We start from the raw sequence: 12,870 nt of genomic DNA on the forward strand, positions 1-12,870 counted from the left end.
TACTTTGCCTGTTGTCTTGTCGTGCCACAGAGGGGCGCGATACCCGCACTTACACCTGCCAATGATGACAGAATGCTAATAATACGGTGTGAAATTAATTAAACAGTATAGCGGCGGTTGCCCTATCATCCTAGGAACAGTTACGCAAAAAGCCGTTATTGAGAAACAGCTTATCTGCACGGCATCGCCCCCTCGCGCAGGCCGCCACACACGGGCATAATAATAGAAAGCCTTGAAGATAATAATAGAAAACCTTGAAGATAAATGGCACTTATACGTTGAAAGTAAATGTTACGTCACAGGAAAGTGCCGCAAGCAATGAATGAGTTTAACCAATTGAGAATAATGATAAAAATCATCTGGCAGGCGCATTAATGGCTTTTACACTACGCCCTTATCAACAAGAAGCGGTGGATGCGACGCTAGCTTATTTTCGTCGCCATACCGAACCGGCGCTCATTGTCTTACCCACTGGCGCAGGTAAAAGTCTGGTTATTGCTGAATTAGCAAAACTGGCGCGAGGGCGTGTTTTGGTGCTAGCGCATGTCAAAGAACTGGTGGCGCAAAATCATGCCAAATATTGTGCTTATGGTTTAGAAGCAGACGGTTTAGAGGCCGATATTTTTGCCGCTGGCCTGCAACAACGCCAAAGTGAGGGGAAAGTGGTTTTTGGCAGTGTACAATCCGTGGCACGGAATCTGTCACTGTTTGATAGTGCCTTTTCGCTGCTCATTATCGATGAATGTCATCGAATCAGTGACGCAGATGACAGCCAATATCAGCAAATTATTCAGCATTTACGCACGACTAACCCGCGTTTACGTTTGCTGGGACTGACGGCGACCCCTTACCGCCTGGGCAAAGGCTGGATTTACCAATTCCACTATCACGGTATCACTCGAGGTGATGGGAAATCCCTATTCCGCGATTGTATTTATGAATTGCCCCTGCGTTATATGATTAAGCACGGTTTTCTGGTGCCACCGGAGCGGCTGGATATGCCGGTCGTGCAATATGATTTCAGTCGGTTGACCAGCAATAGCGACGGCATGTTCCGTGAAGCGGATTTAGACCGCGAGCTTAAACAGCAGCAAAGAATCACCCCACATATTGTTAGTCAGATAGTTGAATATGCCGCCCATCGCCGTGGCGTGATGATTTTTGCCGCCACTGTCGAACATGCCAAAGAAGTCTACGGGCTACTCCCCAAAGGCCAGGCGGCGCTGGTGAGTGCCGGAACGCCCCCCGCCGAGCGGGATGCTTTAATCACTGCTTTTAAGCAGCAGAAATTACATTATTTGGTGAATGTGGCGGTCTTAACGACCGGTTTTGATGCCCCACATGTTGATTTGATTGCAATTCTTCGCCCAACCGAATCCGTCAGCTTGTATCAACAAATTGTTGGGCGCGGCTTGCGGCTTTCGCCGGGCAAAGAAGATTGTCTGATTCTGGATTATGCCGGCAATCCCCACGACCTTTTCACCCCAGAAGTGGGTACCAGCAAACCCCACACCGGCAGCCAGCCAGTACAAGTCTTTTGCCCAGACTGCGGTTTTGCCAATATTTTCTGGGGAAAATGCACCGAATCCGGCGAGATTATTGAGCATTATGGCCGCCGCTGTCAGGGCTGGTTTGAAGATGATGATGGCGCACGAGCCCAATGTGATTACCGCTTCCGCTTTAAATCCTGCCCACATTGCGGGGCGGAAAATGATATTGCCGCCCGCCGCTGTCATCAGTGTCAGGAGGTGCTGGTCGATCCCGATGATATGCTGAAAGCGGCCCTGAAATTAAAGGACGCGCTGGTATTGCGTTGCGGTGGAATGAGTTTGGAAAGTGGCCAGGATGTAAAAGGCGAATGGCTAAAAATCACTTATTACGACGAAGATGGCACCGATACCAGTGAGCGTTTTCGCTTAACTACCGCCGCCCAGCGGATGGCATTTGAGCAAGTTTTCCTGCGCCCTCATCAACGGGCGCCTGGGGTTACACTGAAATGGCAAACTGCCGCCGATATCATCGCTCAGCAGGCGCTACTGCGTTATCCGGATTTTGTGGTCGCCCGCCGCCGTGGACAATGGTGGCAAATCAGGGAAAAGGTTTTCGATTATCAGGGACGTTTTAGGCGGGCTGACTCTCTCGCCTAAGCCGCATTAAGCCTGATAAATTCATAGTTTCGTTTGCTGTCTGGCTGATATTTCGCTAGAATGTCGCCCGCTTTGCTCTGGGTTTACCCAAGTAAAGCCGAGTATCGAACCTGTTGCTGGGTCGCCTGTAGCAGGGTTAATTTTCTTTAAGAGAAAACAAAATGACCACTATCAATGTAGAAGTACGAAACGACCAGGGTAAGGGTGCGAGCCGCCGCCTGCGTGCAGCAAATAAATTTCCGGCAATCATTTACGGTGGTTCAGAGGCAGCAATCGCTATCACTCTTGATCATGACACCACCAAGAACCTTGAATTGAAACCGGGCTTTTATGATTCAGTACTGACTCTGGTTGTCGACGGTAAAGAAACCAAAGTTAAAGTACAGGCTGTTCAGCGTCACGCTTTCAAGCCAAAACTGACTCATATCGACTTCGTTCGCGTTTAATCGCGTCGCTTTCGATATTCGGGACGCCGAAATAAAAAACGCCGCTTCTGCGGCGTTTTTTATTAGCTGAATAAAGTCATGGTGCAAACAATTACTTCTTACCCGCATTGCGCTGTAGCTGATCACGCAGATTGGGAGGAGTGCCTTTAATGGTCAAGGTGTCCGTCGCCGCATCCCAAAAAATACGCTCGCCCAGTAACAACGCATCAAAATTGATACTCAACCCACCGCCACTACCTGCAAACTTGGTCAACTGACGCAAAGTGCTGCGATCTGCCGGGAAACTCTCTTCCAATGCATAACCCTGCTCAGCAGAGAATTGTTGGAAATCTTTTTCGCCCAACTTTGGTAACTCTTGCGAAAGCTCCTGCAAGGCAATTTCTTCACCGGCCTGCAACTGCTCATTACAATAGCTATAAACCTGCTGACGATAAGCCTGGCGCTCATTTTTACCCAGCTCGGCATCCGCACAATAATCATCAACCGCCTGTAATAAACCACGGTTTTGCGCTTTAGTATCCAGACCTTCACTTGCGGCCAAGAAATCCATAAAGAAATCAGATACTTTACGCCCTACCCGCCCTTTCAAGAAAGTCAGATAACGGGTTGATTCCGGGTTATTTTCCCATTCAGTTAAATCAATACGGGCCACAATATCAGCACGATTGATATCAAGATAATGAGTCGTGCTCAGGTCAAGTTGCTCATTCACCCGCATGCTATTACAGCTGCTTAGCACTGAAATCAGTAAATATTCCACCGCCAGATAGCGGTATTGGCAAAACAGTACCACGCCACCTTCAGCAAACGGATATTTGGCTAACTCATCGCGTAAACGCCCGGTTGCCGCACGACTAAAGCTGAGGAAATCTTCATCACCCTTACGGCTCCGTTTCAGCGCATCAGCCAGCTCACTTTGTTCATTAAACAACCCATAAGCTTTGCTTTTGGCACTGTAAACCCGATGCAGCTCGGCCATCATTTCTTCAACTACAGCATTGGCTGGTAACAACGAATCGCGCAACACCACATCAAGCGTTTGTTCATCACGTTTGATAAGCTGATGTAAGGCTATCTGGTCAATATCCAGACTCATGATAAATACTCCTTTTGGCTAGGGCCGTATTCAATCACTGATGCCTGAGAGCTGCAACTCAAAAGCTATCTCGGCCCCCAATTAATGGCTAATGATTCTTAATGCTATAAAATAGCGGAAAAGCGCGTCTCTATACGGTAAGATATGGGACTTTGTCAGGTGTTGAGCACAATTTCTATGCCACAATCATCCCGTTATAGCGACGAACACGTTGAAAAATTGCTGTCAGAATTAGTCAGCGTACTGGAAAAACACCGTACCCCAACCGATCTTTCTTTGATGGTTTTGGGAAATATGGTAACAAATCTGATCAATACCAGCATTGCTCCTGCGCAACGCAAAGTATTGGCTCGTTCTTTCGCTGAAGCCCTCCAAGCTTCAGTACGTGAAGATAAAGCTCATTAATTTACCGGCCAAGACTACAATCTCAATATGGTGACAAATCGTCAGCGCTATCGTGAAAAAGTCTCCCAGATGATCAGCTGGGGGCACTGGTTCGCCCTGTTTAACATCCTGTTCAGCTTGGCGCTGGGTAGCCGCTATTTGTTTATCTCCGATTGGCCTTCATCGCTGATTGGCCGTGTCTATGCCCTTGTCAGTTGGCTTGGGCACTTTAGTTTTATTGTTTTTGCTGCCTATTTATTGGTGATATTCCCACTGACTTTTGTGGTGATGTCGCAACGGCTACTCCGTTTCCTTTCCGCCGCCTTTGCCACTGCGGGCTTAACCCTGCTTCTGGTAGATACCGAGGTTTTCACCCGCTTCCACTTGCATCTTAACCCCGTAGTATGGGAGTTAGTGGTTAACCCGGATCAAACTGAGCTGGCGCGTGATTGGCAATTGATGTTTATTGCCGTGCCGGTCATTTTTCTTGTCGAGATGCTTTTCGGTACCTGGGCATGGCAAAAACTACGCAGTCTCAACCGACAGCGCTTTGTGAAGCCGCTGGTTGCCGTGTTTATTTCCGCCTTCTTTGCCTCACATCTGATTTATATCTGGGCAGATGCTAATTTCTATCGCCCCATCAGTATGCAGCGCGCGAACTTACCGCTCTCCTATCCGATGACAGCGCGTAAATTCCTTGAGAAACATGGTCTGCTTGACCAAGAGGAATATCAGCGGCGCTTGGTAGAACAAGGTAATCCAGATGCATTGACCGTTGAATATCCCCTCAGCCCGATCGCCTTTAGCGACAAAGGCAGCGGTTATAATCTGTTATTAATTGTGGTTGATGGCATCCGTGCCAATAGCCTGCAAAAAGACATGCCAGTTTTGGCTGAATTCGGCCATTCAAACATCCAATTTGACCAGCATTACAGCTCGGGTAATCGTCAGGATACCGGGCTGTTTGGGCTGTTTTACGGTATTTCCCCAACCTATTTAGATGGTGTTCTTTCTTCACGTAAACCTTCTGCATTCATCACGTCATTGAGTGCTCAAGGCTATCAGTTTGGATTGTTCTCATCCGATGGTTTTGCCTCGCCGCTCTATCGCCAGGCGTTGTTATCTGATTTCACCTTACCTGCCCCGGCAGAACAAACTGACAGCGAAACTACAGCACAATGGCAACAATGGCTGTCCACACTGAATAATAATACGCCGTGGTTCTCATACATTAACCTTAACGGGTCAATTGAAGCGCAAGATCCTGTTGTTGGTCATAAAGTTGCCACGCCAGCCGATTTTATTCGCCATTATAAAACGGGTGCAAAAGATGTGGATCAGCAGATTGCGACCATTCTGGATACGCTAAAACAACGCGGACAACTCGATAAAACCGTAGTTATTATTACTGCCAGCCATGGTGTCGAATTTAATGATAGCGGCAATGATAGCTGGGGGGCTGGCAGCAGCTTTAATCGTCAACAGTTGCAAGTCCCGTTAATCGTCCATTGGCCGGGCACGCCCGCACAGAAAGTGAACAAGTTAACCAACCACGAAGATATTATGACCACACTGATGCAGCGGCTATTGCACGTTAAAACCGCAGCAGAGGATTATTCGCAAGGGGAAGACTTATTCGCCGCACAACGCAACAACAACTGGGTAGCGACGGGCGATAATGGCACTCTGGTTATCACTACACCAACACAAACGATTGTGTTAGATAATAATGGTGGATACCGGGCTTATGACGAGCAAGGTAATGAAATTAAAGATGAAAAACCACAACTCCCATTACTGTTGCAAGTGCTGACTGATATAAAACGTTTTATTGCGAACTAGCTCTAAAAACCGAGCCGTGGGCGCTTAAAAAACCAGCAAACGATTTTGACAAGTCTTGCATTAGTCACTGCAAAATGTAGTATAAATGCCACTGTATCGGCATGTAGCGCAGCTTGGTAGCGCACCGTCATGGGGTGTCGGGGGTCGAAGGTTCAAATCCTTTCATGCCGACCAAAATACCCTAAGAAAACCAACCCATTAGGGTTGGTTTTTTTGTTTGTGGGGTTTATCGATGGCAAAACAATGGTAAAGCCCCAACTACATACGTCGAGGTTAAGTCAGTAATGAACTGATTGTTTCTACTGTCTGATTATATGTTCCATCATTTCACTTGGTTTAAAGAAAAAATATTCCTGGAAATGCGAGCTGCCCCTAAACAAATTGCTGCGCAATGCGGGTTTCAAGCTAACAATATTCTGGCTATGTTATAAGCCGCCCATATGATTGAGCGGCTTTCTCTGATAAAAAGCTTGTCGAGGAATTAGAGTTCTTCACCATTGCTGGCAATAACTTTCTTGTACCAGCCAAAACTCAATTTACGCGAACGCGCCATCGTGCCAGTCCCATCATCATTTTTATCCACGTAGATAAAGCCATAACGTTTGCTGTATTCACCTGTCGTGAATGATACACAGTCGATGCAACCCCATGGGGTGTACCCCATCAAGTCCACGCCATCTTCAAACACCGCTTTTTTCATTTGCTCAATATGGGCTTTGAGATATGCAATGCGGTAATCATCGTGAACCATGCCGTCATCAGCAACGTGGTCGATAGCACCAAAGCCATTTTCAACAATAAATAGCGGCTTTTGGTAACGCTCATACAATACGCTCAGTGAATAACGCAAGCCGACAGGATCAATCTGCCATCCCCAATCAGATGCTTTAACATGAGGATTAGGTACACTGCCCTCAAAGCCGGAAAGAGAATGTCCACTCCCCGGATGGGTTGCAGAAACCGCATTACTCATGTAATAACTCAGCCCCATGTAATCCGCGCAACCTTCACGAAGAATGTCGAGATCACCCTCTTCCATATTAATAGTGAAACCGCGACGCGCCCATTCATTCAGAATGTAGGAAGGATAGTAACCACGCATATGAACATCACCGAATAGATAACGCTCACGCATAGCTTCTACTGAATACATCATGTCATCTGGATGGCAAGAGAATGGATATAGCGGCACCATCGCGACCATACAGCCAATTTTGAATTCTGGATTAATGGCGTGGCCCAGTTTGACCACTTTGGCACTGGCCACAAACTGATGATGCAGAACCTGATACATTGTTTCTTCAGGGTTTTCTTGTTCAGTGAACACCACACCAGAGCAGCAATAACCAAATAACGGATACTTCCAGTTACGTTGGTTATTGATCTCGTTGAATGTCATCCAATATTTGACTTTGCTTTTATAGCGCTCCATGACCACTTCACTGAATTTCACGAAGAAGTCGACCACTTTCCGATTTTTCCAGCCACCGTATTCTTTAACCAAGTGCCATGGCATTTCGAAATGAGACAACGTAATCACCGGCTCAATACCGTATTTCAGTAGCTCATCAAACATATCATCGTAAAATTGCAGACCAGCCTCATTCGGTTGCTGCTCATCACCTTTCGGGAAAATGCGCGTCCAGGCAATGGAAGTTCGGAAGCATTTGAAGCCCATCTCAGCAAACATTGCGATGTCTTCTTTGTAATGACCATAAAAATCAACCGCTTCATGATTTGGATAGCGATAACCGTCTTGCACACCATCAGTTATCACACGGTCAACACTGTGTGAGCCACCGGACAATACATCGGCAATACTTATACCTTTGCCGCCTTTATCCCAGCCGCCTTCAACCTGATGCGCTGCAACTGCGCCGCCCCATAAAAAATCTTTCGGTAATTGTTTGTGGCTCATAAATTTATTCCTTAGTACTGCGGGCAATCGTTCACCCTGAAAATGGAAATCAATGACGGGTGATAGCCCGTCCGAACATTAAATATTTTAACCCTGATTCATTTGCGCCTGAACAAGTGGTGCATCGGATGTTTTAGCACTGCTTGATTGTGCAACATTTTCTGTCTCATCCGTAAACCCAACCAACCAAGTGAAAACGGCACCCAAGACGAAAGCAACAGTGATTGATAGCAAGAATCCCAGGAACTGTGTCATATGCCCTTCTTTAAAGAAGACTGGCAGTACTGCGATACCGGGCAGGCAATAACTCCATGACACAGCATTAAAACTCCCTGCAATAGCCCCGCCGATCCCCCCAGCAGCACAACTGCATAAGAAAGGTTTTTTTAAGCGTAATGCCACACCGTAAATAGCCGGTTCGGTAATACCGAATAAAGCCGTAATCCCTGCTGACAATGAAATTCCTTTCATTTCACTGTTGCGCGTTTTTAAATAAACGCCAAACATGGTTCCGGCCATAGCAAAGACCGCAGAGGCTTGCAAACCAGTGAAAGTGTCATAACCCAATGTAGCATAGTTACCCACAGTGACTGGGGTGATACCCCAATGAACACCCAATGTAACTAATGGTTGCCAGAATGCCCCAACCATAAACCCTGCTATCGCTGGGCTGAGGTTATAAAGTGTATTGTAAACACCACCAATAGCCCCACCTATCAAGTTACCCACCGGGCCAAATACCAGCAGGGTTAATGGCACCATAATGGCAATACAGAACATCGGGGTAAACAGATTACGCACCACCATCGGCAGCACTTTTTCACAGAAGCGCTGCACATAAGACATCGCCCAAACCATCAAAATGATCGGGATAACCGAGGCGGTGTAGCTCAGGTATTGCACGGGAATACCGAAGAAATCCAAAGTAGGTGATGACAAAGGAATACCGGCGATGGTATTCAAAATATGGGCAACTTGCGGATTATTCAGTGCTTCATGCATCAATTGCTGAACCGCAGGATCGGCTGAGTTCACCGTGACGATTTTGTTGGCCGTGAGCATGTTCATATAATCTGGGCTGATCAGCGCACATGCAGTAATAACGGCGGTGAAAGGGTTAACATTGAATTTCTTGGCAGCAGTAAAGGCCACCATCACTGGCAGGAAGGTAAAACCGGTCCAGGAAACAAAGTTTAGAATACGATAAGTCCCACTGGCGGCATCCATCCAACCTATCGCGGCAAGGAAAGAAATAATCCCTTGTAAAATACCGCAAGCGGCCAGTGGATAAAGGAACGGCGCAAAAATACTCGAGATAATATCCATTAAGCGACTAACAATACCGACTTTAGGTGCTGCCACCGGCGCGCTTTCATCAATATTAATCAGGTTCGTCACATGCTTATAAGCATCACCGACGTGGTTACCAATAACCACTTGCATTTGCCCACCCGCTTCAATGACGGTAATAACCCCTTTAACACGATTTAATTTTTCTTTATCGACAGCTTTATTATCTTTCAATATAAAGCGTAAACGCGTTGCACAATGTGTGACGGTAATCACATTATTATCGCCGCCGATATATTTAATAATTTCTTGGGCGGTCAATGAGTAATCAATTGCCATTATTAGTCTCCTGCCACGAGTGCTGAGTATAAGATAAACAGAGTGTTACCGGGTTATTATTAATATTCTTTTTCGATTGAGGCTGAAGTTTAACAAAAAGAAAAGCGAAGTCACGATATAACAAAAACCGTGACTTGGAATATGTAACATGTAAAAAACACCCTGTTTTATCGAGTATTTTTATTAATTAACTTGGGGAGTTTCTTACCGATAGTCTCAATAATATATAATACTGGGATCTGAGTGGTAATATTATATTGGCCTTCCAATACAATAGGTGGCATATGGTAGGAAATATTTAAATCCGCCATCTTAGCCAATGTTGAGTTATCACTGTTGGTTAAGCTAATAATTTTGCAATTCTGCAAGCTGAACTGATTAGCAATACGAATAATTTCCTCGGTCTCACCAGAGACAGAGAAAATAATCGCAATCGCATCCTGATACATGTCACTATTAATCGGATAATAGGGATCGTCAATATAAGTGCTGTATTTCCCTATATTAGAAAAGAAACGCGCACTGTATTTTCCTAATGCACCAGACGTCCCTATTCCAACAAAAATAATTCTGCGTGTAGCGGCTATTTGAGCAGCTGCCGTATCAAGTAACTCATCAAATTCGCTATTATTGATACTTTTAAAATAGCTGATTATTTCACTGATACCAAAAGTAACAGGTGGTTTTTCATCATGTTCTAAATACAGTTTAAAACGAATACGGAATTCAGAGTAACCATCACAATTCATTTTTTTGCAGAAACGTAAAACCGTGGTCGTCGATACTCCCGCAGCATCCGCCAATTCTCTGATGGTCATGTACATCACTTTATCAGTATTTTTTATGATGTAGTTATAGACGATCAATTCCAGTTCGTTCAGCGATGATATTTCTTTATATGTAAACATACTGGTACCTGAAACGATGCTATGGCTTGAGATGGGTAAATTTAGCATGAAATGAGCGGACTCACGAGGGCGTTATGCGGGAATGGGGGGGCGGCGAGTGGACATACCGGGCCGTTCAGCCCGGTCTATTACAGTAAATAATCCTGCATTATTACTGTGGCGTGACAGGCAGATTGATATCAGGGGCGGTTGACAGGTCAATTCGGCTTAATAGCACACGATAAGTTTTCCATGCTGTGAGTTGTTCTTTATCATCGCCAGTTGCTAATTAACACGCGATATTGGCATTGATTTGGTCATTGAAGTCACTGATAGAAACGCCGCCACCGCCCCAACAACTTTTTTGCGTCGCATTGGGGTCATGTCAGTCCTCCATTTTGTGTAATGCGTCATGACATACCGCAATGGCGGCTGAAATATTTTCTACTGTTTTATTGCGCAGAAAATCTCGTAACATTTCAGTTCTACGTTGTTCTTCTTTAATTATTGCGTCTTTTTCTCGTAAATTAACATAATAGGTTTTGACAGTAAAAATCATGCTAATCACGGTGCCGAGAATAAAGATATAATCTTGTAAACTCAGGGCCGAGAATAATGCCAGTGACCCAGTCCACCAATACGGAAGCTGACTTTGTTCATTCATTTATGACCTCTCTCCATTACACTGGCGTGTATGACTAACAGAAACAGGAAAGCCCCGGAAATGCGGAGATTTCCGGTTATTCAATCAGTGTGTAACTAACCAGTGATATCACACTAATACACTTTTTGCGGGCCGCGTTAATATTTTTCATAAATATGTAAGTTTTCTATCAGCGGGTTCATTTCTAATTTCACATTCAGCACCGCAGGTAATTTGATATTATTGCTAACGGTAATAAAATTGACTCATGAAAAAGAAGCCATTAACGCCAAAATAATTACCAGTATAAACAAGTAGATAAGATATCGTCTAAAAACAATTATTTAACCTCATTCTGCACTAACATGGTGAAAACCAGGTTGTTTTACACAAAATAGAACTGTATATTAATACAGTATTTTTAACTTAGGAAAGAAGCGATGCGAGTTGAATTAATTTATGACAAACGGAATGTCGCCGGCCTGGCTAACGCCAATGAAATGATCAAAGCAGAATTGACCAAGCGCGTACACCAAGTGTTCCCCAATGCAGAGGTTAAGGTCAAACCAATGCAAGCTAATGGCATTAATACCGATGCGAGTAAACAAGAGAAATCTGTGCTCAATCGTTTGGTAGAAGAGATGTTTGATGAAGCAGATCAATGGTTAGTGAGTGAGTTTTAACCCCGATTAAGCCGGGTAACCCAGCCCGGCTCATATCAATTTTAATTGATCAGTCATCGTTATAATTAATTATATTTAAACACTTAATTTTATTTTAATCTTTAATTAACAATTTTAAATCCCTCTCAATGTTAACTTCCGCATGAAGCTTTAAACAAATTAAAGGTTAATAATGAAAGTTAATATTACAGTAAAAAAAAACCTCAGCATATTCATGCTACTCGCCTTATCTCACTCTGCGGTAGCCAGTTATCATACTAAGATAACTGATAGTTTGACTGTCAGTACCTCACTGGGGTTATTAAATACAGAATCAAATGAATATGTTTATGACCGAAACAGCCGAAAAATAAGTCAGTTAGATTGGAAAGCTGAGAATACCCCGATTGTTAAAATAGATATCTCATGGGATGTGTTATCACGTTTAACTTTCACCGCTCGCGGGTGGTCTACATTATCATCAAGCAAAGGCACTATGGATGATTATGATTGGAATCAGACAAACCAAACCAAGTGGACGGATTGGTCTCATCATGAAAAAACCCATTTGAACTATGCTAACGAAATTGATCTGAATGCAAAGTTTTGGTTTTTAAAACAAGACAATTATCGTATTGGTTTGATGAGTGGCTATCAACGTAATAACAATGATTGGACCGCTTATGGTGGAAACTATCATTACAACAATGGTAACAATATTTTTACAGCTTCAGATACCGTTGCAGCAATCGGTTATAAACAAAATTTTGATATGACCTACATTGGTTTAGCTGGAAGCTATCATTATCAAAAGTTTGAGTTTAATACCTCGCTGAAATATAGCCGTTGGGTCAATGCCAATGCACAGGATGAACATTATTCACGCAAAATTTCCTTCAAAGACAACAGCAAAAACTCGCGCTATTACGCAGTCGTGGTGGATGCGGGATATTATATCACCCCAAGGACCAAATTATTTGTAGAAGCTGCCTGGAATCAATACACCGAAGGGAAAGGAACAACGCAAATCCTCAACCGGAATACCGGCACATCACAAAATAATCTTGATGGCTCAAGCATCGCGCAGAAAAATCAAACTATCGCCATGGGATTTCTGTACACTTTTTAACCCATCGATATACAAGTAATAACAAATCATCAGCATCAGTGTCGTGTGAAATAGCCTATTTCAGCGGTATTGATGCTGATTTTGTAT

12 protein-coding genes and 1 tRNA gene are annotated in these 12,870 nt (G+C 44.3%); 7 read left to right on the top strand and 6 right to left on the bottom strand.

Annotated features, from left to right (window positions below; translation table 11 throughout):
• The first annotated feature begins 374 nt into the window (after nucleotides 1-374).
• Both OP863_RS13070 and rplY read left to right on the top strand, forming a co-directional pair.
• Entirely contained in the window at nucleotides 375-2,147 is a 1,773-nt protein-coding gene (locus OP863_RS13070) for a DEAD/DEAH box helicase (RefSeq protein ID WP_038631930.1), read from the top strand.
• Between the two features lie 161 nt (nucleotides 2,148-2,308).
• On the top strand, nucleotides 2,309-2,593 hold the full coding sequence (gene rplY, locus OP863_RS13075; RefSeq protein ID WP_038631928.1) for a 50S ribosomal protein L25: 285 nt from the start codon (nucleotides 2,309-2,311) through the stop codon (nucleotides 2,591-2,593).
• A gap of 91 nt (nucleotides 2,594-2,684) precedes the next feature.
• On the opposite strand, the gene yejK is transcribed toward rplY, so the two are convergent.
• Entirely contained in the window at nucleotides 2,685-3,689 is a 1,005-nt protein-coding gene (gene yejK / locus OP863_RS13080) for a nucleoid-associated protein YejK (protein WP_038631926.1), read from the bottom strand.
• A gap of 177 nt (nucleotides 3,690-3,866) precedes the next feature.
• On the opposite strand from yejK, the gene OP863_RS13085 reads away from it, so the two are divergent.
• The 3 genes from OP863_RS13085 to OP863_RS13095 all read left to right on the top strand — a co-directional run bounded on the left by OP863_RS13085 (nucleotide 3,867) and on the right by OP863_RS13095 (nucleotide 6,089).
• Nucleotides 3,867-4,094 carry a YejL family protein gene (locus tag OP863_RS13085; RefSeq protein WP_004389481.1) on the top strand — a complete coding sequence of 76 codons (228 nt, stop codon included), beginning with the start codon at nucleotides 3,867-3,869 and terminating at the stop codon, nucleotides 4,092-4,094.
• 27 nt (nucleotides 4,095-4,121) lie between these two features.
• Entirely contained in the window at nucleotides 4,122-5,915 is a 1,794-nt protein-coding gene (gene yejM / locus OP863_RS13090) for an LPS biosynthesis-modulating metalloenzyme YejM (protein WP_038631923.1), read from the top strand.
• Between the two features lie 97 nt (nucleotides 5,916-6,012).
• Nucleotides 6,013-6,089, top strand: a tRNA-Pro gene (locus OP863_RS13095).
• A 307-nt stretch (nucleotides 6,090-6,396) separates the two neighbouring features.
• On the opposite strand, the gene OP863_RS13100 is transcribed toward OP863_RS13095, so the two are convergent.
• From OP863_RS13100 to OP863_RS13120, 5 genes are all read right to left on the bottom strand, one after another.
• Entirely contained in the window at nucleotides 6,397-7,833 is a 1,437-nt protein-coding gene (locus OP863_RS13100; RefSeq protein ID WP_038631921.1) for a 6-phospho-beta-glucosidase, read from the bottom strand.
• A gap of 87 nt (nucleotides 7,834-7,920) precedes the next feature.
• Nucleotides 7,921-9,462, bottom strand: coding sequence for a PTS transporter subunit EIIC (locus OP863_RS13105; RefSeq protein ID WP_145589348.1), 1,542 nt, complete (start codon nucleotides 9,460-9,462; stop codon nucleotides 7,921-7,923).
• Between the two features lie 167 nt (nucleotides 9,463-9,629).
• Nucleotides 9,630-10,370 (bottom strand): MurR/RpiR family transcriptional regulator, encoded by a 741-nt coding sequence (locus OP863_RS13110; RefSeq protein ID WP_145589347.1) that lies wholly within the window; start codon nucleotides 10,368-10,370, stop codon nucleotides 9,630-9,632.
• Nucleotides 10,371-10,521: 151 nt separating this feature from the next.
• Nucleotides 10,522-10,587: a hypothetical protein gene (locus OP863_RS20015; protein ID WP_416222828.1), complete on the bottom strand. Its 66-nt coding sequence runs from the start codon at nucleotides 10,585-10,587 to the stop codon at nucleotides 10,522-10,524.
• Between the two features lie 147 nt (nucleotides 10,588-10,734).
• A complete protein-coding gene (locus OP863_RS13120) occupies nucleotides 10,735-11,013 on the bottom strand; it encodes a hypothetical protein (RefSeq protein WP_265525382.1) in 279 nt (92 codons plus the stop codon).
• A 419-nt stretch (nucleotides 11,014-11,432) separates the two neighbouring features.
• On the opposite strand from OP863_RS13120, the gene OP863_RS13125 reads away from it, so the two are divergent.
• Both OP863_RS13125 and OP863_RS13130 read left to right on the top strand, forming a co-directional pair.
• On the top strand, nucleotides 11,433-11,675 hold the full coding sequence (locus OP863_RS13125) for a DinI family protein (protein WP_038631914.1): 243 nt from the start codon (nucleotides 11,433-11,435) through the stop codon (nucleotides 11,673-11,675).
• 172 nt (nucleotides 11,676-11,847) lie between these two features.
• Nucleotides 11,848-12,783, top strand: a complete 936-nt coding sequence (locus tag OP863_RS13130) for an omptin family outer membrane protease (RefSeq protein ID WP_265525383.1) — start codon at nucleotides 11,848-11,850, stop codon at nucleotides 12,781-12,783.
• Nucleotides 12,784-12,870 lie beyond the last annotated feature (87 nt).

It is taken from the genome of Yersinia sp. SCPM-O-B-9106 (C-191) (assembly GCF_026183365.1).
In the GTDB taxonomy this organism is placed as follows: Bacteria; Pseudomonadota; Gammaproteobacteria; order Enterobacterales; family Enterobacteriaceae; genus Yersinia; species Yersinia rochesterensis.

Excerpts from the sequence above, each read along its gene's own strand:
- OP863_RS13070 (WP_038631930.1), top strand. The coding sequence starts at position 375 with ATGGCTTTTACACTACGCCCTTATCAACAAGAAGCGGTGGATGCGACG.
- rplY (WP_038631928.1), top strand. The coding sequence starts at position 2,309 with ATGACCACTATCAATGTAGAAGTACGAAACGACCAGGGTAAGGGTGCG.
- yejK (WP_038631926.1), bottom strand. The coding sequence starts at position 3,689 with ATGAGTCTGGATATTGACCAGATAGCCTTACATCAGCTTATCAAACGT.
- OP863_RS13085 (WP_004389481.1), top strand. The coding sequence starts at position 3,867 with ATGCCACAATCATCCCGTTATAGCGACGAACACGTTGAAAAATTGCTG.
- yejM (WP_038631923.1), top strand. The coding sequence starts at position 4,122 with ATGGTGACAAATCGTCAGCGCTATCGTGAAAAAGTCTCCCAGATGATC.
- OP863_RS13100 (WP_038631921.1), bottom strand. The coding sequence starts at position 7,833 with ATGAGCCACAAACAATTACCGAAAGATTTTTTATGGGGCGGCGCAGTT.
- OP863_RS13105 (WP_145589348.1), bottom strand. The coding sequence starts at position 9,462 with ATGGCAATTGATTACTCATTGACCGCCCAAGAAATTATTAAATATATC.
- OP863_RS13110 (WP_145589347.1), bottom strand. The coding sequence starts at position 10,370 with ATGTTTACATATAAAGAAATATCATCGCTGAACGAACTGGAATTGATC.
- OP863_RS13120 (WP_265525382.1), bottom strand. The coding sequence starts at position 11,013 with ATGAATGAACAAAGTCAGCTTCCGTATTGGTGGACTGGGTCACTGGCA.
- OP863_RS13125 (WP_038631914.1), top strand. The coding sequence starts at position 11,433 with ATGCGAGTTGAATTAATTTATGACAAACGGAATGTCGCCGGCCTGGCT.
- OP863_RS13130 (WP_265525383.1), top strand. The coding sequence starts at position 11,848 with ATGAAAGTTAATATTACAGTAAAAAAAAACCTCAGCATATTCATGCTA.